The sequence below is a fragment of the Rhodanobacter sp. MP1X3 genome, from assembly GCF_014207165.1.
GTDB lineage: Bacteria > Pseudomonadota > Gammaproteobacteria > Xanthomonadales > Rhodanobacteraceae > Rhodanobacter.
In genome coordinates, this window is the sequence record NZ_JACHCO010000002.1 from 477,835 (window position 1) to 500,938 (window position 23,104).

The window sequence follows — 23,104 nt, forward strand, 5'->3', positions numbered from 1 at the left end:
CCTTGACCGAAATTCCAGGGTGGAGATCGAACTTTCATTGGCGCCGGACAAGCTCATGCTCTATAAGCGAGCAAGCCTTTTAGCATTCTACAAATTGTCCGAAGCTATCGGATCACTATTGCGCACAAATCCTCCAATCACCATGAATCATACGCCGCGAATGCTACCCCGGTTCCTCGAACACTCGCCGTGGAAGTGGTGGCTGCTTATGGCGGTTATCGGCAGCTTCGCACTCGGCATACGCCTCTATTACGTAACGCATGCCGTGGTGTTTCAACCGGCCAACCTGCCAAACGCCCACGGGGATGCTGTCGAGTACTACGACTATGCCCGCAACCTGTTCAAATACGGAATTTTTTCCAAGGATCCCTTGGGGGTGCTCCCGCCGGTCAGCGATAGCTTCCGTGATCCGGGTTATCCGGTTTTCCTCGCTGCTTGGATGATGATTTTTCCGCAGTGGGATAGCTGGTATGCCGCTGTGCTGTTCGCCCAGGCAGCACTTGGCGCATGGACTGTACTGCTGTGGTTGCAAATCGGACGCCGATGTATGCCGCTGGGATGGCTTGCTGCGGCCGGCATGATCATGGCGATCTGGCCGCATAGTGTTGCAATGAGCAGCGACATCATGTCCGAAACGTTGTACGGATTTCTTGTCGCACTGGCGCTGGCAGTTTTTGGCATCGCCGAGCGAAGAAGCAGCGTGGTCTGGGGTGTAATCAGTGGATTCTGCTTTTGTCTGGCCGCGCTCACCAATGCGGTATTGATCCCATTCGCCGTGCTGATAACACTCTACAAGCTCTCCAGGCATCAGATGCGTATTCGTGTGGCCACTGCGGTAATTGCAAGCACGCTGGCTCTTCTTAGCCCCTGGATTATCCGCAATGCAACCCTGCACTCCGACAGACAATCCTCTTCGGACCGGGTACAGATGAACTTTGTGCAGGGTTCTTGGCCGCTGTACCACAGTGCAGTCAAGGCATCTCAAATACTCAAGGATCCTCGTGCCACAATGGTGGTAAATCAAATCAACAATGAAATCTATGCGATAGAAGCCAACCACCTGGCCGGCCTGTCAATGATGTACCAGCGGATAGCGCGCGACCCGGGAAGCTACCTGCTCTGGTATCTGCAAAAGCCCGCCCTGCTTTGGGAATGGAGCCTCCGCACTGGCGCGGGGGACATCTACTTTCATGTGACATACCATTCACCGTTTGACGTCAATCCGGTATGGGAAGCAGCGGCTGCGGTTTGTCACGCGTGCAATGGACTGGTGATGCTCCTGGCGCTGGCTGGATGCCTGATAGCGTTGTCCACCAGGCTTTCTCCGAACGATCTAGCTGCCTCCGCTCTGATACTGTTGTTCGTTACAGCCATTTACACCGTACTACAGGCAGAACCCCGCTATTCGATTCCGTGCCGGGGAGCAGAAATCATGCTCGCCGTGTTTGGACTCAACCTGATTGTTCGTAAAGTGTGGGAGATTCGAAATCGATCTAATGCTGGCGTCCGATCCGGTTTTTAAATCTTGGCATTGAGCAAATATCGACAGCTGCCTGAGTTTGGCCAGCATGGGGGGATGACTTTTGAGGGAGTCGTGGCTGAATGTTTTTCGCGAAAACGTGTCGCTGGTGGAGCAACCGAGACGCGCACTCGAATGGCGGCAACAACTATGGAAGCTCTCTAGCTAATTTTCCTGCCTATACCGTCATTCCGTGATTTTCTCGAAAAGCGACATCGACGAACACGTCAACTTATGTCGGCACCGTCTCAATGCTGAAATCCATGGCAGCACCTTATTTTCTGGCTGAGTGCGCGGCTCCAATTCCGCATGTAATAGCCAATTGAATTCACCGAAAGTTTGTCGCACACATCATTTATCCATCAATCTCATGAATAACTCGGCACGCGTATCCATATCAATCACCGCCCGACTCCAGGACAAACGCTGGTGTTGGCCGCTCGCCTTGTTTGCCATCACGGCATTGGCCATGGCGCTGCGATGGTATTACGTAAGTACTGCGGTGGTCCTAAATCCGGTGCGAGGCGATGCGGTGCAGTATTATTCTTACGCGTTGAATCTGGTCAATCACGCCACCTTTGCCAAAGACGCACCCGGATCAACCTCCATTACACCCGACAGCTATCGAGATCCCGGGTATCCGTTTTTTCTGGCGCTCTGGATGAAAGGATTTGGCACAGGAGATGCCTGGTATGCGGCGGTACTTTTAGCCCAGTCGTTGCTTGGCGCCTTGACGGTAGCTCTGGCTACACAACTGGGGAAATACTGGCTGTCATCACCTTGGGCTATTCTAGCCGGGTTTCTGATGGCTATCTGGCCGCATAGCATAACCATTAATGGTTACTTGCTTAGTGAAACCCTTTTCAGCTTTCTGTGCACGCTAGGGATGTTTCTATGCATTACCGCTTATCATAAAAAAAGCACAGCGCTGGCAGTTCTTGCCGGCCTGATATTGGGCGCTGCCGCCCTTACGAATGCCATTTTTTTGCCATTCGGACTTTTGCTGGCGATATTTTTAATATGGCGAAAATATATTGGTAAAGGCATTTTTTTTGCCGTCGTTCTTGGCGCACTACTGCTGCCTTTTTGCTGGGCAATCAGAAATTCACAGATTCCACCTGCGTCCGATTTCGACTCATCGACGGATCGCGCATTGATCAATTTTGTACAGGGTGCTTGGCCGGATTATCACTCAGCATGGCGCGCTTCTTTTTCCGGGAATGCGTCCGAGAAAGAACATTCAAAATTTGTGTCCGATGGTTATGAAAGAGAATTTGGCGAATTGAAAAGGTCCCCGATTAAAGGCGGCAAGGCCATACTTGAGCGATTCGGAGGACATCCATGGAGATATGCCTACTGGTATCTACTGGAAAAGCCGCATTTGCTGTGGGATTGGGATATCCGCATTGGGCAGGGCGATATTTATGTCTATCCCACCCGCCATTCGCCATTCGATGGCAATCCTTGCTGGATAGCGCTGTACGCCCTTTGTCACGCCATCAATCTGCTTTTGATGCTGCTGGCGCTCGCCAGCTTATTTTTTGCGTGGTCAAAACGAAGCGTATTGTTTGCAAGTCCATCGGACCACATCGATCGCGGTGCACTTGCGGCGGTCGCTTGCCTGATGGTTTTCGTAACGACGATCTATTCCGTGCTGCAAGCTGAGCCGCGGTATTCGATTGCTTTTCGCCCCTTCGAAATGCTGTTGGCAACCACTAGTCTGTGCGGTTTCAGCTTCATGTGGAAACACCGAAAAGTGATCAGTCCACAATCCCCAGAGGTGCGCCGACCGATCGGTTGAACACAACTTTGTAGCTTTCAAGTAACGTGATCCAGCGCACGCCACATTTAGTTGACTTGGTACGAAACGTGATTGATCCGTTCTACCAATGGGGACTAACGGGGACTTTTTCATGCGACGCATGCGAATCTGGTCGGGCTTCACCTTGATTGAACTGATGATCGTTGTCGCTATCATTGCGATCCTGGCGGCTATTGCGATACCGGCGTATCAAATTTATTTGATACGTGCCCAGGTATCCGAAGGCATGGTTCTCGCTGCCGGGCCTCAAGCAGCGGTGTGGGAATACTACGTCAACACGGGCGATTACCCCCTCAACAATTTATCGGCCGGCCTACCCGCAAGCCCCTCATCCATCAGTGGAAAATACGTAAAGTCAGTGACTGTGGCAGGCGGCATTATTACTTCTGCCTTTGGCCCTGGCGCCAACTCAAATATCGCCTCCAGCGCGTTTGTCCTTTCCGCCATCACAAAGGGGGGTTCGATAGCTTGGAGCTGCAGAAACTCCAACATCTCTTCGATTTATCTGCCAACACCATGTCGCCAGTGACATCCAAATAAGTTCTCAAAACAACGTCGTGTTTTCGTAGCAACAAACTGACAAAAAGCGTCACAAATAGTCAGATAGGGACAGAAGCTTCACTGCTAGCCTCGGGTTGTTTTTCTTAGAAAAGCGGATGCGTCGCTTGCTCCCTGCTAGCTTTTGTGACGAAAGGCACAGCAGATACGACTCGGCCATGTCGAAATGCGCTGCCTGCAAAGATGGCACGTAAACTGCTATGCCTTACTCAGGCTTTCTGGTCGGTCCTGACCAAGAGCATGGGGGTATCGGTCTCGCATAGAAGAACGCGGGAGTGGGGCTCGGGGGCATCACCAACGGTTAGCTAACCAGACAAACAGAGGAACAACATGAAGACCATGCAGAAAGGCTTTACCCTGATCGAACTGATGATCGTGGTTGCGATCATCGCCATCCTGGCCGCCATTGCGATTCCGGCCTATCAGAACTATCTGATTCGTGCGCAGGTGTCTGAAGGCGCAGTACTCACTGACGGTGCGAAGACCGCAGTGGCCGAGTTTTACTCCAACACGGGTCGTTTCACTTCAACGTCCGCATCCCTCGGACTGCCGACAACCGCCACTTCAATCTCTGGCAAATACGTCAGCCAGGTCACGTTTGGGTCTGCCGGCACCATTCTGGCGCAGTTCGGCAACTCGTCCAATAGTGCAATCCAGTCAAGTGTGTTCGCGCTTTCAGCGATTGTGAACGGCGGTTCGATCGCCTGGAGCTGCAAGAGCAGCGCCACCTCAGTGCCAAAGGCGTACCTGCCGACCTCCTGCCGCCAGTAATTGGCAAGTGGTTTGACGAGCGAAGGGCCACCTAGTGTGGCCCTTCGCTTTTTTGTGTTTGCGCAGTTATGGACGAGTTGACCACGTGATTGAGCGTTACCATCGCAGTCTTTTCCTGTTGACCTTGACGTTGCTGCTAAGCGCGACTTGGCTGATCTATGCGCCGGGCTTGCACGGTGGTTTTCTGTTTGATGATTACGCCAATTTACCCAGCCTGGGTGCCGCCGGCCCGGTAGACAACTGGCCCGCCTTCTGGCGCTATATCACGTCGGGTATCGCTGACCCTACCGGTCGACCACTCGCCCTGCTCAGCTTTCTTCTGGATGCTCACGACTGGCCCGCTGATCCACTTCCGTTCAAGCGCAGCAACCTGATCCTGCATCTTTTGAATGGCGCACTGCTTTCGCTGCTCCTCCGGCGCCTTGGGCGGTCGTTCGCTGTCCTCAATGGTCCACTGAGAAAAAATCAGTTAGCGCTTCGAATTGATCTGGCCGCCGTACTGGCCGCCGGACTTTGGTTGATGCACCCACTGCTGGTTTCGACCACGTTGTATATCGTGCAACGTGAGGCAATGCTTTCTTCGACATTTATCCTGCTTGGCCTATTGGCATGGCTGCGGGGGCGCGCGGCATTGCACGCCGGTCGCACGCCCGGAGGCCTCTTGTGGATAATTCTTGGCCTGGGTGGATGCACATTACTGGGCCTATTAAGCAAAGCGAACGGCATCCTGCTGCCTGCGCTGGCGATTGTCATTGACTGCACTGTACTGCGCACAGCAAGGATCGCTAGCGACCAACAACGAAGCATCAGGTGCACCTATCTATCAACGATGGCACTGATGGCATGGCTACCCGCAACGCTGGTGGCCGGCTACCTGCTCGAACAAGGCTGGAGCGGCCTGACGCATGGTATTTCATTGCTGCGCCCATGGACCTTGGGGCAGCGACTGTTGACCGAGCCTCGCGTGCTGATGGATTACCTTCATTTGCTGTGGCTGCCGCAACCGTTTACGCCCGGACTATTCAACGACCAAATCAAGGCCTCAACTTCGTTATGGTCACCGGCAAGTACCCTGCCTTCGCTGCTCGCTGTACTAATTTTTATCATCGGCGCATGCCTCGGACGGCGTCGCTACCCGGTATTGGCACTAGCGGTGCTTTTCTATTTCGTGGGCCAGTCGCTGGAGTCGACCACCGTACCCCTCGAGCTCTATTTCGAACACCGCAATTATCTTCCTGCCATGCTGATGTTCTGGCCCTTGGCGCTGTGGCTTTGCGGAGTAAGCCCGAGCCAGAGCACCTTCAGCGGAGGCATTGCGGCAACGAAGGCCATCCCACAAAATTTGCCTGTACTGGAACGCCTTCCTACCGGAGTAGCTCCGTCAAAAGAACCCATCACTGTGTGGAGGGTCGCCAAACCATTCGTTGCCATCGCGCTGCTAACTGGACTGGGCGTGATGACCTACTCGCTAACCCTTCTGTGGGGGAATACAAAGGATCAGATACAACTCTGGGCTTTGCTCAACCCTGATTCGCCGCGGGCACAGGCCATTGCCGCTGGCGTCGATATGAGTGCAGGCCATCCCTACAATGCCGTTGGACGGCTAAAGCCAGCTCTCGCCAAAGCACCAAATCAGGTGCAGCTGGCAATGAACCTCTTTGACGCAGAATGCCAGCTGGGCCGGGTCGATAAATCAGTGCTTGCGCAGTTTGATAGCGCATTGCGTACAACGCATGATCCAGGCACCTTGCTTGTGAACTGGTTCGCAGGTGAAATGGATCAAGTCCACAAAAACGTTTGTCCCCAGCTGACTTTCAGCACCATTGACAGATTGCTAGGCGCTGCCGCTGTCAACCCAAATCTGAATAGCGTTTACGGGCGCCGACAAGATATTTTTTACCTGCGCGGTCGACTTGCCTTGCTGCAGAACGATGCGAATACGGCACTGATCGATTTCAACAGCGCGCTGGATCAAGACGCTCAGGTATCCACGGCACTTCAACAGGCGGCGCTTCTCGGCGAAATGGGATTTCCACGTGTGGCGCTCGCGCATCTGGACCATTACGAGTCAGTGCGAAAGCATGTGGTCAATTCGAGCTTTGGGATGGCACGATTGCATGATTGGGTTTTGCAACGTCAGCAATACTGGCCCAGAGAACTGGCACACTTGCGCGATACACTGAATAAAGATGCATCCCACCAGGCAAGTGCAATCAATGAGCCCTGCAAACCTAGCGAAAAAAACTGTGCGGAGTAGTTGGTGCGGATGGTCGCTCTTGCTGGTCGCGATGATCATCACGGGTGCGGTCTATAACACGGGTCTATCGGGAGCTTATCTGTTCGATGACTACCCGAACATCGTCGATAATCATGGTGTGCAACCAGCGCATGCAAACCTTCCCAACCTGGTAGGGGCTGCGCTTGCTTCACCGGCGAGCGAGTTCAAGCGCCCTCTCGCTTCGCTGAGTTTCGCTGCGAATTATCTTGCAAGCGGACTTGACCCTTACTGGATGAAGCTTACCAATCTCGTCATTCACCTGTTGAATGGCCTGCTTGTGTTTCTGCTGGCCAAGTCACTGCTGAAAACATCTGCCGAAGTGAACTTAGCCAAAAATAGCGGCTGCGCAAGGGTCTCTACTGCCGTAATAGATGAGGGTGCAACGGAGAATACTCATGCCGCACCGACAGGAAATGAAACTCCACCAATCAACCCGAATTCTCAGGGACTCTCCAAGCATGAATACGTCGTTGCAGCGCTGATCGCAGCGAGCTGGATGCTGCTACCGATTAACCTCACCGGAGTGTTGTACGTAGTGCAGCGCATGGAAAGCATGGCCAATGTGTTCGTACTGTTGGGGCTGATCGGCTATATCGCTGGCCGCCAACGAATGATGGATGCCCGGAAGCATCCAACATACGGGCACTCGGTTAACCGGGGCTGGAAAACGCTATTCGACCGCAGCTTTATTCTTTGCCTCATCAGCATCACTGTTCCAGCCGCGCTTGGCATTTTGGCCAAGGAAACAGCAGCCATGCTGCCACTGTACGCGCTACTCGTTGAATGGGCACTTTTCGATTTTAAAACCAGTGCGCACGAAGAAAACCTGGCTCAACCACAGCCTAGAAGTGACCCACGTATCATCGGCATGTTTTTGCTGATTCTGCTGCTGCCAATGGTCCTCGGCCTGACGTGGCTATTGCCTGGCATCCTCAAACCAGAAACATGGGCGGTCCGAAATTTTACGCTTGAAACTCGCCTTCTCAGCGAAACCCGTATCGTCACCGACTACATGATCTGGACGGTACTACCTACGCCGCACGCCTTATCGTTTTATCACGATGATTTTTCCGTTTCGACAGAACTGCTGAAGCCATGGACGACACTGGCAAGCATCGTGTTTCTCGCACTTTTGCTTGCCTTCACCATATGGCTACGCCCGCGTCGACCATTGATGGCGCTAGGCTTGGCTTTTTTTCTGGGTTGCCAGCTGCTGACCGCTACGATTATCCCGCTTGAGCTCATATACGAACATCGCAACTACTTTGCCAGCTTCGGATTGATGCTTGCTCTCATACACTGGCTCGCCGCTCCACCCAAGCGCCCGGCAAAGCATGCGACTTTGTCGCAAAGTGAAGCCGTATCGACTGCTTTGATGGATGAGTTTGGAAACGCGCGGGACAGCCTGCCCATGGCCTTGCCGCGTTATGTCTTACTGGGCGGCCTAATGCTTTGCTGGGCCTCACTAACTGCAATGACCGCTTATGCGTGGGGCAACCCGCTGCGCCTTGCGGAAGATCTGGCCGCCCGCGCGCCATTGTCGCCGCGTGCCCAATATGAACTCGGACGAACCTACATCATCTACTCGCACTACGACCCGGCGTCACCATTCACAAAGCTGGCTTATGGCCCACTGGAAAAAGCCACTGCTCTGCCCGACTCATCGATCCTGGCTGAACAGGCGCTGATCTTCATGAACGCTCGCATGCATAGGCCGCTAAAAGACGCCTGGTGGAAAAGCATGATTGCGAAGTTGAAATCGCGCAAGCCCACCGTGCAGGATGAAAGCTCCCTGAGTGCACTTACCCGATGCGCAAATGAATACAGCTGCGACCTGCCAAGCCGCTATATGGTAAGTGCCTTTACCGCCGCCCTTTCCCATCCCGATCCCAGCGCGCGCTTATTCGCTACCTACGGTGACTACGCCTGGAATGTCCTCGGAGATCACGCGCTGGGTCTGCGGATGACTCAATACGCCGTAAAAGCAGAACCGCACGAACCTGCGTACCAGATCACGCTTGTCCGCATGCTTGCAGCCGATAAACAACCCGAACAAGCACGCAGGGCACTCGAAGCGCTGCAAAATTTGAATTACGGCGGCCAACTCAACGACAGCATCAAAGACCTTCGTGCGCGACCAGGAATGCAATGAACCGGCAACGTTTCAAGGCGCAGCCCATAAGCTCATCGTTGCAGGCAACGCCTGAAAATCACAGCAACGTCTTCAAACCCTTATCGAGACGGTTGGAACTGTCATCTCGCATCGCATTTCGGGGATCGCTCCGTTGACGTTCAATCATTAACCACGTGCCTGCACGTCGACTCCATCAAAAATACAGCCGCTTCATCACAGTGAATACCCAAGGATTTTTGCACAGCCATGCTCGCCAATGTTCTTCGCCGATTCGGATTCGGGCAGCTTGCACATAACACTGTGCTCGGCTCGATATGGCAATTCGTGCGTATTGGGGGACAGGCCTTGTGGGCAGTCTCCATTGTGCGTGTTCTTGGTCCCTCCAACTACGGTACGCTTGCACGCATTGGCGGGATGGCGGCTAGAGTCGGCGGCCTTGCTGGCATGGACACTAGCTACATTGTTGTTACAGAACGTTTCGCGCGATCACACCACTGATGCGTCTGCCTGACCGCACAGCATTCAGCGGGCCTATAGCCCGCGCCACGATACGCACCAGCTTTGTGCTCGGTCTGCGACTGCTCGTCCAGACCGGCACGCTATTGTTTGTCGCACGCTTGCTAGGTCCACAACAATTCGGCGCATTCGCGGGCGTAGCAGCACTAGCCGTCGTGCTCGGCACTTTGTCCACGTTCGGCATGCACTTTGTGCTGCTAAGTGAGGTATCGCGTGAACCGGCACTGCGTCGCGAGGTGCTGCGCTACGCGCTACCCACCACCCTCTTGTGCGGTAGCGTCCTGTTTGCCGTCTACCTGCTGATCACCATGCTGGCTCTAGGCCGCACCGGCATGTCGCTACCGACGCTGATCGCTATCGGTGTCACCGAAACGCTGCTGCAACCGCTGTTTGGTATACCTGCCGCAGAACACCTCGCACTTGAGCGCACCGCCCGTTCGCAACTGTTGACCACCCTGCCTCTCGCGCTGCGCCTGGTGGCCGCAGCCACGGTATTTTTTCTGCATCCGACCGACCCGCTGTCCGCCTACAGCTATGGCTACCTGCTTGCCTCTTTGATTGCACTCGCCGTCGCTACCTTCAGTATGCCCGCCCCATGGCCGGCTCCGAAATGCTGGCGGCTACCGACAGGTGGCGAGATTCGAAACAGCGCCGGCTACGCCGCGCTTGCGGTCACCGCCAACAGCCCTACCGAGCTCGACAAAACACTGGCCGCGCGACTCCTGCCACTTGCCTCGGCAGGCATATACGCAGCCGGTACGAGAGTCATTGGTGCGACGACCCTGCCAGTGATCGCGATGATGCTGTCTGTATTGCCTCGCCTGTTCCGCGAAGGACATGTCCTGCATCAGCGGACCACGCAACTTGTTCGCTGGGTACTGGGAGCTACGTGCGCCTATAGCTTCACGCTGGCCGCTCTGATGTGGTTCATTGCACCAATCTTCGTTTACCTGTTTGGTCCGAAGTACCATGGCCTGGGACACGTCATGCACTGGTTGTGTCTCGCCATTCCCGGCATTGCGCTGCGGTTGGCCGCCGGCAGCGTCCTGATGGCGCTGGGCAATCCGTGGATGCGGGCGGGGTTCGAAGTGATCGGTCTTGCTGTCATGCTGGTGGCGGCCATCCTTCTGACCGCGCGATTTGGGGCCACAGGCATGCCGCTGGCGCTGGCATGCTCGGAGTGGATGATGACCTTGCTTGGGTGGGCCTTTGTCTTTGCTTGCATGCGAAGGAAGAGGACAACGTGAGCACGCGTCTGTCTGACGAAAATCCGAGCTTCACCACTTGAAAGTCGGGCAGTTCGACGCCTTTCGGTATTGTTCCAATTAATTAGTGTTTAAAGGATTTGTATGACGGAAATCCTGGTTAACGCTGAAACGTTGGTTATCACACTGGCGACGTCAAGCGCCAATAACCCATGATTCGCTTATGACGTCCAAATCGTCAACGATGGCGAGCAATACTAGCCGTACTCTTTCGGCTCACACACCGCGCAATTAATTAAACACAAAATGTAACACTGGGAGACTAGATTAATGTTCGATCCAATTGCGGCTTGGAAGAAAGCTATAGCCACGTTTTCGCGAAGGCTGCATGAGCTGAGCAATGAGCAGGCTTTATTGCATCAAGAATATACCCGCATCAAGAAAGATGTCTCAGTTCGTACGCCGGGAAACCCTGCTCTGCACGGATACAAAGTGTATTCCCAGTTCGACGAGGACGGGATCATCGCGCATATTTTTTCCAAGCTCGGATTCGGTGATCGTGTTTTCGTGGAGATCGGCTGTAGCGATGGCCTTGAAAACAACACTCATACACTGTTGCTGAGTGGGTGGCGAGGCGTATGGGTTGACGCCGATATGGGCAAAATTCGTTACGTCTCAAAACAGCTGCCCGAAAACAGGCGCCTCGTAGTAAAGCAGGAGTTCGTCTCGGTCAGAAACGCCAGCAAAATCGTATCAGATGGACTTACCGCACTTGGCGTGTCCTCTTTGGATTTTCTTTCAGTCGACATTGATGGTGATGACCTAAATGTGCTGATCGCTCTGCTCGAAAATACTAGCCCACGTGTCATATGCGCAGAGTACAACGCCAAGTTTCCGCCCCCCATCAATGTCGCCATACAAGCCAAGGCCAACAAGTTCTGGCAGGGAGATGATTACCAGGGAGCCTCGCTGACGGCCCTTTCAGAAGCACTGAGGCCGATGGGCTATACGCTGATCACCTGTGGCCTGTCTGGCGTGAATGCCTTCTTTGTGCGTGATAGCGATTCCGCTCTTTTCCCCCGTTTTTCCGTCGAACAGCTCTTCCAGGAGCCACGCTATTATCTAAGGCGCCTCGCCAGCGGCCACCGACCGTCGCTTAAATTCCTGGCAGATCGGATGTCTGTCAGCGACTAGATGCTGCCTCGCGAAACAACCGTGCCATAACTTTTCCAGCATCATCCCAGTCGTGGTCCAGCTTGACGGGTACAGGCGCCGGTTTCGCCAATGCTAGTTCTAGTCCGGCGGCGATGCCTTGGGGCGTCGGGGCAACGTAGGTGGTAGTGGCTCCGCCGGCTTCGCGTAGTTCGGGGCTATCGCTGGTGATCACTCGACACCCCAGAGCCCGCGCCTCGATGACAGGCATCCCGTAACCCTCATACAAGGACGGAAAGAGAAATGCCTCGGCATGCGAATAGAGGGCGGCCAGCATTTCGTCACTGACATGGCCAAGAGGCTTGATCCAGTCGCTTCCGTTATCCTGTTCCACGGAACGATTACTGCGGTTCCAAGCCTCCCCTCCGGCCATCACCAGCTGGTAATCCAGCAATTGGCCGCGCGCCTTGAGCAATTTCACGGCGGCCACCACACTGACAAGATTCTTCCTCGGCGCTCGGGTGCCCACGGTCAACAGGAACGGCCTCCGCACCCCTAGTTTTGAAAGCGTCTCCGCGGCAGTCCCGCGATCAAGTGGCAGCACTGGAACTGCAGGATAGGCTATGCCGTCAGCGTGACGCCCAAGGCGATCGCGCAGACGCTCGGCAGTCCCCTGCGAAATGACTACCACTTTATCAGCCCGTCGCACGTCAGCGTCGAACCAGCGCCCATAGCCGAGCCGGGTGAGCGGGGGTAGTGTCTCCGGCACAAAAAGGTGGATCAGATCGTGGACCGTCGTCACGCAAGGCGCAGATGCCTCGAGCCCTCGGGGCACCAACGTATTCGCCGCCCAAAAAACGTCCAGTCCATCGGATTTGGCCATACTCATCAGTCGATAGTGAATCCACTGCGGCGTCGGCAGGCGACTGAGGATGGGGTGCAGGTCACTGCGCACCGACCAGCGACTGGACGGAAGCACAACACTGCATTGGCGACGTGCATACAGGACGAAGGTGGCATCCGGAAGCTCCCGATCCAGCGGGGCCAGAATGCCTTCCGTATATCTGCCAACGCCAGTCATCCCTGCTTTCAGCCGACTGGCATCAATTCCGATCTTCATGGTCCAACCTATCGTTGATGGAGCGGCTCTGCTTTGGCATGGCAGGGCCGCGCTTTCGGCGCTCAGACACGGCAGTTCAAGCAACCGAGCCGTGAAGCATGCTGAGTTTCAAACTTTTGTTGTACAGGCGCACGTACGCGTCAACCATCAGATTCTGATCCAGTGCGTCGACCGCGCGCTGCCTGGCCGCTTGCGACATGCTCGTCCTCTTGCCCTCGTCATCGGCCAGTGCACGTATCGCCGCTGCGAAAGCCACTACGTCGTCTTGCCGACACAAGATACCAGTGACGCCGTCGTCAACCACCTCCGGCAGTGACGATCCACGCGTGGCGACCACAGGCAAACCGCAAGCCATTGCCTCGGCAGCGACCAGTCCGAAGCCCTCGCTGCGGGACGGGAAAATCAGGATGTCGGCATCATGCATTGCAGCCACTACCGCATCGTCTCCGTGCAGTCGCCCCAGATCATGTGTATTGCCAGGCATGCCGGCTCGTCCGCTGAGCGCCTCCTCTCCGCCCGTGTAACGCAGCTCGAATCCTTCACCAAGCATTCGCATGATGGGCGCCAGCAGATCGACCCCCTTCAGCGGCGCCCACTTGCCTATGTACAGCAACCGGAATCGCCGGTTCGAGGATCGCTGCGCCGGCGGTCTGAATTTCTCCACATCAACACCGTTATGGATCACCGGAATTGGCCGATCGACTTGAGTCCGACGCGCGGCCTCGGCGGCGAACAGGCTCACTGCCACAAGGCTATCGGCCCGAAGCATGGTGCGACGCTCGGTCGGAACAAACCAATACTGGTGATAAAGCGACCTAAGCCAACCCTTGTACCGCCTGAGTTCAGCCTGATGCATGGCATGGTGCAGCGTTGCCACTACCGGCATGTTCCCTGGCAGAAATCGGGGGTGCAGCCAAGTGTTGACGTGCGTGACGTTCGCCCAGGAGGGGGGCTCGGGAACCGATACGCACCACGGCGCGAATTCCGTGTGGTGCGGTAGCCAGGCGATTTCCGCGCGCAGCCCGCGCCTGCGCAAGCAATCCACCAATCGTTCAGTGAACACGGCGCTGCCGCTATCCGTGCGAATTGTCGGAAACCATACGGCAGGTTGTCGTTGCTCACTCATGGCTATCGCCGCTCTAAGCGATAAATCAGCGTCGGAATAATGCGCCGCAGCGGCACCAGCAACGCGTCGGGCATCGCACGTAACACCCGCGCGCCAAACGTGTGCGCCTTTTCGATCTCCAATGTTGCACGCCATGCCTCAATACAAATGTTGCGATAGCCCAGGCCGACAGCGTCCAGCATGCGCTCCAACTGACGCATCTGCAGGGGCTCGCAGTCGTATATGTCGCCCCTACGCATCACGCGCAGGTAGGGCGTGCGCCAGGCATGCGGCCACCAGCTCAGAAATTTCAGCTGAAAGTGCGGCTCGGTCAGCATCCAGCGGTTGGGTACGGCGAGGTAGCCGATGCCGTCGGCTTTCATCACCCGACGGATTTCCGCAAGATGACGATGTTGCGCGTTGGCATCGCCGACGTGCTCGATGACGTGATTGGTGAGCACCACATCGAAGGTGCCATCAGCAAAAGGCAACTGCGTGTCGCGGACCTGTTGGTAGCGAAAACCCTCTGTCATCAGGCGGTTGTCGTGGACATCCACAGCCTCTACGTCACATCGCAACTGCGGATGCGTGCCGAAGTATTGCGCAATGCCGCCAGAGCCAGTGCCAACCTCGAGCATTCGAATGGGCTGAGGTCGACTGGAAAGATCAAGCAGGCGCTCGATTTTTAGAGCCTTCCAACGCCGCGACGGCAGGTCCAGCACGGCATGCGGCTGGCGCGCGGAGGAATCCCCGGCATCAGCTAGTTCGTGCCCTTGATTATTGGATGACATGTCAGGCACGGTGCGAATCCAGCAGACTGCGCAGGCGCTCTGCGAAAACCGGCCATGCCTTGTGGGCAGCGAAATCGCGACACGCCGCGACAATGTCATTTTCTCGCGCCAAGGTCAGTTGCCGGGTCACTGCATCGGCGAGCGCAACATAATTGCCCGGCTCGATCAGGATACCGGTATATCCATCCAACACGGCATCGGGCACTCCTCCAACTGCAAACGCCATCGTTGGAAGTCCGTGTGCCGCAGACTCCAATGCGACCATGCCAAAACCCTCGACGTCACCCGGCAGCTCAAGCACGGGGAAAACATGGATGTTTGCGGCCTGATATGCAGCGCTGAGTGATGCGTCATCGCAGCGGCCGAGGAAGCATAGATTCTGTTCCACTCCGTGGATTTGAGCTGCTGCGAGAATGCGTTCGCGCTCCGATCCGGTCCTTGTGTGAAGCGCATCGCTGGCTTCATCACCGATCACCATTAAAAGTACATCGGAACGGTGCGAGGCAATGCTGGGCAACGATTTCGCGACAAATTCGGCCAATCCTTTGCGCTGGGTCAAGCGGCCTACCGACAGCAACAAAGGGCGCTCCCCGAAACTGTTCCGTTGACGAAAGTCTCGAGCAGCTTCGGCATCCAGCGTTGGCAGATCGGTGCCTGGATGCAGCACATGCGTATTGGCGAACGGCACTCCTCGACTCCGGGCCAGCTTGGCCGTGTTCGCGCTATTGACAATAGCGAGGTCGCAGCGTCGGATGAATGGCAGCCAAAGCCACTGATACAGACGACTGGGCGCGATAATGTCGAGCCCATGCAGATATACGGCTGCCCTGCCCCCCGCGCATCGCGCCGCCAACCATACTATCGGTGCGGTCAGCCCGCTCCCCGCGATGACCCACTCGGGCTTGCGCCGCCACGCAAAGCGTGTCGCGCGCCACAGTGTTGTAGCCAAGAACAGTGGCAAAGGCTTCACCCTGCTCTGCTGCACATCAGTCTGTGGCGGAGCGTACTGGGCGCATCCGGCAGGCCCGCACAAAGCCGTACGCCAAACTGGCTGCAATGCGCCAAGTAGGTGCTGGTTAACCTTTTCCATGCCGCCGAGCAGCGGGGGGAAGTTACGCGTAACAAGCAATGCCAGAGCGTTTGAGTTACTGAGGTCAGGCATCTCGACGGTACATCAACCCGGTAATCTGCTCTGACACCAGCCCGATAAGGAAAACAATCACTGCTGCACTCCACATCAGCGTGCTTCCGTTAGTCAGCCTGCCCTGATGCACATATGTCCAAGCGTAGTTCACGCATCCAAGCAGGAAAAACAGGCCGCTCGCCGGCACGAACAGTTTCAGTGGCGAATACAGCGTGGCAATCTTGAAGATGATCAGCAAAAAACGCAGGCCGTCCCGGACCGGCTTGATATGGCTCTTACCGATGCGCTGTGCAGCCTTGATCGGCACATACGCCACCGGATAGGCGCTACGAAAGAAGGCCATGGTGCTGGTGGTTGGATAGCTGAAGCCGTTCGGCAGCAGGTGCAGGAATTCGCGAAACTTGTTCGCACGCACGGCGCGGAAGCCCGACGTAAGATCAAGCACGGGATGACCGGTCATGCGAGTGGCCAGCCAGTTGTACAGGGTGTTAGCAAGCCCTCGGCCAACGCCAGCCTGGCTACCCCAGTCACGGGCACCAACCGCCATATCGTATCCCTTATCCAGCTCATCGGTAAGCCGATCGATATCGGCAGGGTCGTGCTGCCCGTCACCGTCCATGAACACCAAGACGTCGCCAGTTGCCGCTCTTGCGCCGCGCTTGATTGCTGCTCCGTTACCCATGGAATATGGTGACGACAGACATTCAATCGCGTTGCCGCGACAAATACTGCGCGTGTCATCGGTAGAACCGTCGTCGACTACAATAATTTCGGCACTGGGATGAGCTGCGCGCAGCCGAGGCAGCAGTGCTGCTAGCGCTGGCGCCTCGTTCTTGGCAGGTAGAATGATGCTCAAGTGATTCAAAGATGTTCCCCGATTTCTGGCAAATCATAGCGTGAAGCCAGGAAGCGCGTTGACCCGATGATTTGAAACTCGATGGTATCTACAGGGTGCTGTCCAGTGGCTTCCCGCTGCAATCTGATAGCTTGAATGGCTGCGTCATCAGAAATAACGAATCACGCGTGCCTCATAATCTTGCGAACCGATTTAGACCTTCTCGACAGGCCGTATAAATAAACAGCCTTATGCAGCACATGGAGTTCCCAAGGTCGGAGTGTAGGTAATGGATGACCTGACGACCGAACTGCGGTAGATTCAATTACATACGCGCAAGGGGTCAGAAACCATGTCATCACAATTGCAGCCGTCGCTAGTGGGCCTGTCAGGGATGGCTCGCCGACTGGTTTCGGAGGGCGTGTTGCCCGAGGCCGACGTGCGCAAGGCGATGGCCGACAGCGTCCAGAACAAGACTGCCCTCGCTTCCTGGTTGCTCGATCACAACCTCGTCGAGAGTATTCAGCTGACGCAGATCGCTTCGGCTGAATTTGGCATGCCGATGATTGATGTGGCGTCACTCAATCCTGCCAATATGCCGCTCGATCTGATCAGCGAGGCTCTGATCAGCAAGCATCAGGCGCTGCCGTTGTTTCGCCGCGGCAAACGTCTTTTTGTCGGCATTGCTGACCCCATGCAGTCGCATGCGCTGGACGAGATCAAGTTTCACTCCAACTGCATGGTCGAGCCTATCCTGGTCGAGCGCGGTTCGCTGGTACGCGTGATCGAAAGCCTGCTCAACAATATGCGGGACACCATGCCCGATTTGGGCGGCGGCGATTTGGAAGGCCTGGATCTCGAGGGTGGTGATGAGGAGGCCGAACAGACAGGCATCGATGCAAATGCCAATGATGACGCTCCCGTCGTCAAGTTCATCAACAAGATTCTGGTGGACGCCATCCGTCGCGGCGCCTCGGATATCCACTTCGAGCCGTTTGAGACGCAGTACCGGGTTCGTCTGCGCATGGACGGCATGCTCAAGGCTGTAGCCAGCCCGCCGATGAAGATGGCCAATCGTATCTCATCGCGATTGAAGGTTATGGCGCAGCTGGATATCGCAGAAAAACGCACGCCACAGGACGGCCGAATCAAGCTCAACCTGTCCAAGACACGTGCAATCGATTTTCGCGTGAGCACCCTACCAACGCTGTTTGGCGAGAAAATTGTGTTGCGTATCCTGGACGGTTCTTCGGCCAAGATCGGCATTGAGAAGCTGGGTTACGAGCCGGAACAGCAGAAGCTTTATATCGACGCCATCCACAAGCCCTACGGCATGGTGCTGGTTACCGGCCCGACCGGCTCCGGCAAGACGGTGTCGTTGTATACCGGGTTGAATATGCTCAATACGGCCGAACGCAATATCTCAACGGTGGAGGATCCGGTCGAAATCCGCGTCGAGGGCATCAACCAGGTTCAGCAAAACGTCAAACGCGGCATGACCTTCGCCAGCGCGCTGCGCTCGTTTCTGCGACAGGATCCCGACGTGATCATGGTCGGCGAAATTCGTGACCTGGAGACCGCCGAGATCGCGATCAAGGCTGCGCAGACCGGCCACATGGTGCTGTCCACCCTGCATACCAATGATGCGGCGCAGACCATCGCGCGTCTGATGAACATGGGTATTGCGCCTTACAACATCACGTCCTCGGTCACGTTGATCATCGCGCAACGATTGGCGCGGCGCCTGCATGAGTGCAAGAAGCCGCAAGAACTGCCGCCCGAGGTGCTGCTCAAGGCCGGCTTTACCCAGGCCGACATTGATTCCGGCATGGTCATTTATCAAGCTGTCGGATGCGATGGCTGCAATGAAGGCTACAAAGGTCGGGTAGGTATCTATCAGGTGATGCCAATGCTTGAAGACATCCAGAAGATCGTGCTCAAGGGTGGCAACGCCCTGCAAATTGCCGAAGTAGCCAAAGCTGCGGGTATCAATGATCTGCGCGCGTCAGCGATGCTTAAAGTCAAAAATGGTTTTACGAGTCTCGCGGAAATTGATCGTGTGACCAAGGATTAAACCGTAAACCGCCCCGAATGCTGCAATGAACTTGCGCACGCGACCACGGTTTACAGTCGTGATTTGAGATAAATTGGCTAAATACCTTGTCAGTGTCATGTTTGCTGACGGGTCTGAGCTGGACCACAGGGGAAAACGGCATGGCCACGGCTAACACAGCAGCAAACAAGTCGCGAGCACTCGGTGCTCAGCGCGCTGAAGTCAGCAAGCAGGCAACCTATGAATGGGTTGCCCTGGACAAGCGCGGCAAACGCATGAAAGGCGACATGCCGGCAAAGAACGCCTCATTGGTCAAGGCTGAACTGCGTCGCCAGGGCATGAACCCGCAAACCGTGCGGGAACGCGCAAAACCGCTGTTCGGATCCACCGGCAAAAAGGTCAAGCCGGGAGATGTGGCCGTTTTCAGCCGGCAGATCGCGACCATGATGGCTTCGGGTGTGCCGATGGTGCAGTCGTTTGACATCATCGCCGATGGTCAAAAAAACATCCGCTTCAAAAACATGCTGTTGGATGTGAAGCAGAACATTGAAGGTGGCGCAGCGCTGCACGAGGCACTAGCCCAATATCCGCTGCAGTTCGATGAGCTTTACTGCAATCTGGTCCACGCAGGGGAAACCTCAGGTGTGCTGGATACCGTGCTCGATACGGTCGCCACTTACAAGGAACGTACCGAAGCGCTCAAGAAGAAGATCAAGAAAGCGCTGTTTTACCCGATGATGGTGCTAGCCGTGGTTTTTGTCGTCATCCTGATCATGTTGTTGTTCGTGGTGCCGGTATTTGCCAAGACCTTTGAGGACGCTGGTGCACAGCTGCCCGCTCCGACCCAGCTTCTCGTTGACGCATCGAAGTTCATGCAAAGTTATTGGTGGGTTGTGATCGGAATTATCGGTGGCAGCATTGCAGCCATCGTCATCGCAAAAAAACGCTCTCCAAAATTTGCGCATTTCATGGATCGGGTTGCGCTGAAAATGCCGGTCATGGGCGATATCGTGCGTAACTCGGCCGTCGCCCGCTTTGCGCGCACGCTGGGTGTGACTTTCCGCGCCGGTGTCCCCCTAGTCGAGGCGCTGGACGCTGTGGCTGGTGCCACTGGTAGCATTGTCTACGGTGACGCCGTGCGCCAGATGCGCGAAGACATTGCCGTAGGCCATCAATTGCAACTGGCGATGAAGCAGACGAATCTGTTTCCCAACATGGTGGTTCAAATGGTTGCGATTGGCGAAGAGTCAGGCGCATTGGACAATATGCTGTTCAAGGTTGCCGAGTTCTACGAAGAAGAGGTCGAGAACGCCGTCGATACGCTATCCACGCTGCTCGAGCCACTCATCATGGTGGTTCTCGGTACCATCGTGGGTGGCATCGTGATCGCTCTGTATCTGCCGATCTTCAAGCTAGCCGGCACATTCTAAAATTCGTTGTTCAGAGACGCCGCAGAGTTGCCATTGCCTGGTGATGATGCGGCGTTTTGTTTAGCTCAGGAATTAAGTCATGCCCGAGATGCCACTGGTGGTCTGGATTGCCTTTGCCGGTGTGCTTGGATTGGTCATGGGAAGTTTTCTCAATGTGGTTATTTTGCGCTTGCCTGAGCGTATGGCGGCATCGTGGGAGCAGGAGGCGCGCGAAGTACTGGCGCTGGAAGCCGAGCCAGTGCCGCTACCACCCGGTATCGTGCGCGAACCATCACATTGTCCGCAGTGCAAGCACACGCTGTCGGCGCTAGACAATATTCCTGTGTTTGGCTGGCTGTTTTTGCGAGGACGTTGCCGCTACTGCCAGATGAAAATTTCCATCCAGTATCCCTTGGTGGAATTGCTGTGCGGTGTACTCAGTGCCGTCATCGTCTGGAAATTCGGTCCGTCATGGTCAGCCCTTGCCGGACTGGTGTTTACCTGGTCCCTGATTGCGCTTTCTGGCATTGATTTCCGCACACAGCTATTGCCGGATCAGTTGACCTTACCCTTGCTGTGGTTAGGATTGTTGCTGGCGCTTTTGCCGATGTTCGTCGCTGCACCATCGGCCATCATTGGAGCAGCTATCGGCTACCTGAGCCTATGGAGCGTCTACTGGCTTTTCAAACTGCTGACTGGTAAGGAAGGCATGGGCTATGGCGACTTCAAATTGCTGGCTGCACTTGGCGCATGGATGGGGCCGGTTTCACTGTTACCCATCGTTTTGCTTTCCTCGTTGATCGGCGCGTTGGTAGGCAGTAGCTTAATCGTGTTGCGCAAGCGGGATAGCCAGATCCCCATGCCGTTTGGGCCATTCATTGCTGCGGCCGGTTGGGTATGGTTTATTTTTGGCCATCGCATGCTGGAGAGCTACTTCACCATGTTCAACTTGGCCAGATAAAGTCCAGTATGCGTTTTTCACTGAGTCTAAAACGTCGCTCATGGGTCGCAATATCTGCACTTATTGTACTTCTGATGTTGCCGAACCTTATTTGGATCTACGTGGGATATGGATCGCTCATATGGATACCGGGGCTGATCATTCCTACGCTTTTGCTGACGTTTTTTTTCGCTGTGTTTGGCAAAAGAATGTGGCTGGGCTGCATTTTTCTCGTACCGTTCGCGGTATTAGCGCCCATCGAGGCAGGCTACATAGCGACGTATCTGCATCCTACTAATGCGGAGATATTGGCCACCTTGTTTGCCAGCACACCACGAGAGACCTACGAATATTTGGGAATATCGTTGCTGCCAGTATCAGCATGCGTTGTCGGCGGCGCCTTAATAGGCTTTATTGCTTCACACTGGGCGTGGCAATCGTCAGTCGGCTGGCAACATAAGTCACGCTCGCTCGTTATTGCCTTAATTATTGCTTTGCCGCTGGTTGGAGCGATTGCCACATTTGTCATACCTGAGCGTCTGCATCCGGGCGAACATATGGTGTCGGAACTGAGTGACTTGATTGAGTCTGGTTATCCTTTTGGGCTCCTGCAGCGGATCGAAAAATACCGATCGCAATGGCAAGAGGTTCGGGCCAATAGCTCCAAGCTTGATTCGTTTCATTACGGCGCTTACCGCACAGCGCCCGTCGCTCATCGCCAAGTATATGTGTTGGTAATCGGTGAAAGCAGCCGCCGAGATCGCTGGCAGTTGTTCGGCTATAAGCGCACGACAAATCCAGAATTAGTCAAAGTGCCGAACCTGATTCCAATTCCAAATATGCTGTCGTCGTGGCCCGTAACGATAATGGCCATACCACAATTATTGACAAGAAAGTCTATAAACGACACGCGATTGACCGGAACGGAGGCTTCGATCTTGCGCGCAATGCAGGAGGCTGGTTTCGAAACATGGTGGATATCAAACCAATCACCGGTGGGGGAGTTCGATTCACCTGTATCAATGTACGCGCTTGAGGCGAATAACACCCTGTTCCTCAACCATGCTACGTTAGCGTCAGCAGGCAGCTATGACGAGGTGCTCCTGCAGCCATTACGTGACGTACTGAAGGAATCCCATAAGGATCTTTTCATCGTGTTGCACATGATGGGCAGCCATGACAGCTATGACAAACGTTATCCAGCAGAATTCAAACACTTTCGGCCAACGTTCGACGATGAGAACAGCAGTTTGTCATCAGGAGAGCGGCAACCAAACAGCTACGACAACAGCATTCTTTACACTGATCACGTATTAGCGCAGGCAATCAATATTCTCCGTACGGATAATGCAATCAGTACGCTATTTTACGTATCTGATCATGGAGAAGCGCTGGCAACACCAACCTGCTCAAAAACTGGGCACGGCGAAGGAACTCGTTACGAATTTGAGGTTCCCGGCCTGCTCTGGTATTCAGATTCTTACGCTAAAGCATTCCCTCAACGGCTGACCGCATTTCGAGCCAACGCCGATAAGCCCACCTTAAGCGCGGACACGTTTGAATCGCTGTTCGACATGGCGGGGATTGAATTCCCCGGCCTCGATCGTCAAAAAAGTCTGTTTAGTACCAGCTGGCGGTACGAACCCCGCATCGTTAATTCTATTTGGCAAACCGACTTCGACAAAGCCGTATTCAGCAAAAAGTGCGCGATTGTTTTGCCACCAGGCGCGAATACGGAAAGCCATTAAATTG

Annotated in this window: 17 protein-coding genes; 12 read left to right on the top strand and 5 right to left on the bottom strand. The window is 55.1% G+C overall.

Going from position 1 to position 23,104, the window contains the following annotated elements:
* Window positions 1-19: 19 nt before the first annotated feature.
* The 8 genes from HDE79_RS08685 (at window position 20) to HDE79_RS08720 (ending at window position 11,997) form a co-directional block, all read left to right on the top strand.
* Window positions 20-1,522 carry a hypothetical protein gene (locus HDE79_RS08685; RefSeq protein ID WP_184601530.1) on the top strand — a complete coding sequence of 501 codons (1,503 nt, stop codon included), beginning with the start codon at window positions 20-22 and terminating at the stop codon, window positions 1,520-1,522.
* 367 nt (window positions 1,523-1,889) lie between these two features.
* Window positions 1,890-3,320 carry a hypothetical protein gene (locus HDE79_RS08690; protein ID WP_184601531.1) on the top strand — a complete coding sequence of 477 codons (1,431 nt, stop codon included), beginning with the start codon at window positions 1,890-1,892 and terminating at the stop codon, window positions 3,318-3,320.
* A 112-nt stretch (window positions 3,321-3,432) separates the two neighbouring features.
* Window positions 3,433-3,870 (top strand): pilin, encoded by a 438-nt coding sequence (locus HDE79_RS08695; RefSeq protein WP_304625070.1) that lies wholly within the window; start codon window positions 3,433-3,435, stop codon window positions 3,868-3,870.
* A 359-nt stretch (window positions 3,871-4,229) separates the two neighbouring features.
* Window positions 4,230-4,670 carry a pilin gene (locus HDE79_RS08700; protein WP_184601532.1) on the top strand — a complete coding sequence of 147 codons (441 nt, stop codon included), beginning with the start codon at window positions 4,230-4,232 and terminating at the stop codon, window positions 4,668-4,670.
* An 85-nt stretch (window positions 4,671-4,755) separates the two neighbouring features.
* On the top strand, window positions 4,756-6,927 hold the full coding sequence (locus HDE79_RS08705; RefSeq protein WP_184601533.1) for a tetratricopeptide repeat protein: 2,172 nt from the start codon (window positions 4,756-4,758) through the stop codon (window positions 6,925-6,927).
* 31 nt (window positions 6,928-6,958) lie between these two features.
* A complete protein-coding gene (locus HDE79_RS08710; RefSeq protein WP_184601652.1) occupies window positions 6,959-9,100 on the top strand; it encodes a hypothetical protein in 2,142 nt (713 codons plus the stop codon).
* A gap of 479 nt (window positions 9,101-9,579) precedes the next feature.
* Entirely contained in the window at window positions 9,580-10,845 is a 1,266-nt protein-coding gene (locus HDE79_RS08715) for an oligosaccharide flippase family protein (protein WP_184601534.1), read from the top strand.
* A gap of 288 nt (window positions 10,846-11,133) precedes the next feature.
* Window positions 11,134-11,997 (top strand): hypothetical protein, encoded by an 864-nt coding sequence (locus tag HDE79_RS08720; protein WP_184601535.1) that lies wholly within the window; start codon window positions 11,134-11,136, stop codon window positions 11,995-11,997.
* Here HDE79_RS08720 and HDE79_RS08725 read toward each other — a convergent pair.
* The 5 genes from HDE79_RS08725 to HDE79_RS08745 form a co-directional block, all read right to left on the bottom strand.
* Window positions 11,987-13,075, bottom strand: coding sequence for a glycosyltransferase family 1 protein (locus tag HDE79_RS08725; protein WP_184601536.1), 1,089 nt, complete (start codon window positions 13,073-13,075; stop codon window positions 11,987-11,989). The two genes, HDE79_RS08720 and HDE79_RS08725, sit on opposite strands and share 11 nt — an antisense overlap.
* 76 nt (window positions 13,076-13,151) lie before the next feature.
* Window positions 13,152-14,201, bottom strand: a complete 1,050-nt coding sequence (locus HDE79_RS08730) for a glycosyltransferase family 4 protein (protein WP_221440087.1) — start codon at window positions 14,199-14,201, stop codon at window positions 13,152-13,154.
* A gap of 2 nt (window positions 14,202-14,203) precedes the next feature.
* Window positions 14,204-14,902: a methyltransferase domain-containing protein gene (locus tag HDE79_RS08735; protein ID WP_343205932.1), complete on the bottom strand. Its 699-nt coding sequence runs from the start codon at window positions 14,900-14,902 to the stop codon at window positions 14,204-14,206.
* Window positions 14,903-14,972: 70 nt separating this feature from the next.
* Window positions 14,973-16,133 (bottom strand): glycosyltransferase family 4 protein, encoded by a 1,161-nt coding sequence (locus HDE79_RS08740; protein WP_343205933.1) that lies wholly within the window; start codon window positions 16,131-16,133, stop codon window positions 14,973-14,975.
* Entirely contained in the window at window positions 16,126-16,980 is an 855-nt protein-coding gene (locus HDE79_RS08745) for a glycosyltransferase family 2 protein (protein WP_184601538.1), read from the bottom strand. Before HDE79_RS08745 ends, HDE79_RS08740 begins: the two co-directional genes overlap by 8 nt.
* 322 nt (window positions 16,981-17,302) lie before the next feature.
* On the opposite strand from HDE79_RS08745, the gene pilB reads away from it, so the two are divergent.
* From pilB to HDE79_RS08765, 4 genes are all read left to right on the top strand, one after another.
* Window positions 17,303-19,024, top strand: coding sequence for a type IV-A pilus assembly ATPase PilB (pilB, locus tag HDE79_RS08750; protein WP_184601539.1), 1,722 nt, complete (start codon window positions 17,303-17,305; stop codon window positions 19,022-19,024).
* Between the two features lie 140 nt (window positions 19,025-19,164).
* Complete coding sequence (locus HDE79_RS08755) at window positions 19,165-20,433, top strand: type II secretion system F family protein (protein ID WP_184601540.1); 1,269 nt, start codon at window positions 19,165-19,167, stop codon at window positions 20,431-20,433.
* A gap of 79 nt (window positions 20,434-20,512) precedes the next feature.
* Window positions 20,513-21,373, top strand: coding sequence for an A24 family peptidase (locus HDE79_RS08760; protein ID WP_184601541.1), 861 nt, complete (start codon window positions 20,513-20,515; stop codon window positions 21,371-21,373).
* A gap of 8 nt (window positions 21,374-21,381) precedes the next feature.
* The gene (locus HDE79_RS08765; RefSeq protein ID WP_184601542.1) at window positions 21,382-23,100 is read left to right on the top strand and encodes a phosphoethanolamine transferase; all 1,719 of its coding nucleotides are present in this window, start codon (window positions 21,382-21,384) and stop codon (window positions 23,098-23,100) included.
* Window positions 23,101-23,104 lie beyond the last annotated feature (4 nt).

Coding starts and splice junctions, on each gene's coding strand:
- HDE79_RS08690 (WP_184601531.1), top strand. CDS start 1,890: ATGAATAACTCGGCACGCGTATCCATATCAATCACCGCCCGACTCCAG.
- HDE79_RS08695 (WP_304625070.1), top strand. CDS start 3,433: ATGCGACGCATGCGAATCTGGTCGGGCTTCACCTTGATTGAACTGATG.
- HDE79_RS08700 (WP_184601532.1), top strand. CDS start 4,230: ATGAAGACCATGCAGAAAGGCTTTACCCTGATCGAACTGATGATCGTG.
- HDE79_RS08710 (WP_184601652.1), top strand. CDS start 6,959: ATGATCATCACGGGTGCGGTCTATAACACGGGTCTATCGGGAGCTTAT.
- HDE79_RS08715 (WP_184601534.1), top strand. CDS start 9,580: ATGCGTCTGCCTGACCGCACAGCATTCAGCGGGCCTATAGCCCGCGCC.
- HDE79_RS08720 (WP_184601535.1), top strand. CDS start 11,134: ATGTTCGATCCAATTGCGGCTTGGAAGAAAGCTATAGCCACGTTTTCG.
- HDE79_RS08725 (WP_184601536.1), bottom strand. CDS start 13,075: ATGAAGATCGGAATTGATGCCAGTCGGCTGAAAGCAGGGATGACTGGC.
- HDE79_RS08730 (WP_221440087.1), bottom strand. CDS start 14,201: ATGAGTGAGCAACGACAACCTGCCGTATGGTTTCCGACAATTCGCACG.
- HDE79_RS08740 (WP_343205933.1), bottom strand. CDS start 16,133: ATGCCTGACCTCAGTAACTCAAACGCTCTGGCATTGCTTGTTACGCGT.
- pilB (WP_184601539.1), top strand. CDS start 17,303: ATGTCATCACAATTGCAGCCGTCGCTAGTGGGCCTGTCAGGGATGGCT.
- HDE79_RS08755 (WP_184601540.1), top strand. CDS start 19,165: ATGGCCACGGCTAACACAGCAGCAAACAAGTCGCGAGCACTCGGTGCT.
- HDE79_RS08760 (WP_184601541.1), top strand. CDS start 20,513: ATGCCCGAGATGCCACTGGTGGTCTGGATTGCCTTTGCCGGTGTGCTT.
- HDE79_RS08765 (WP_184601542.1), top strand. CDS start 21,382: ATGCGTTTTTCACTGAGTCTAAAACGTCGCTCATGGGTCGCAATATCT.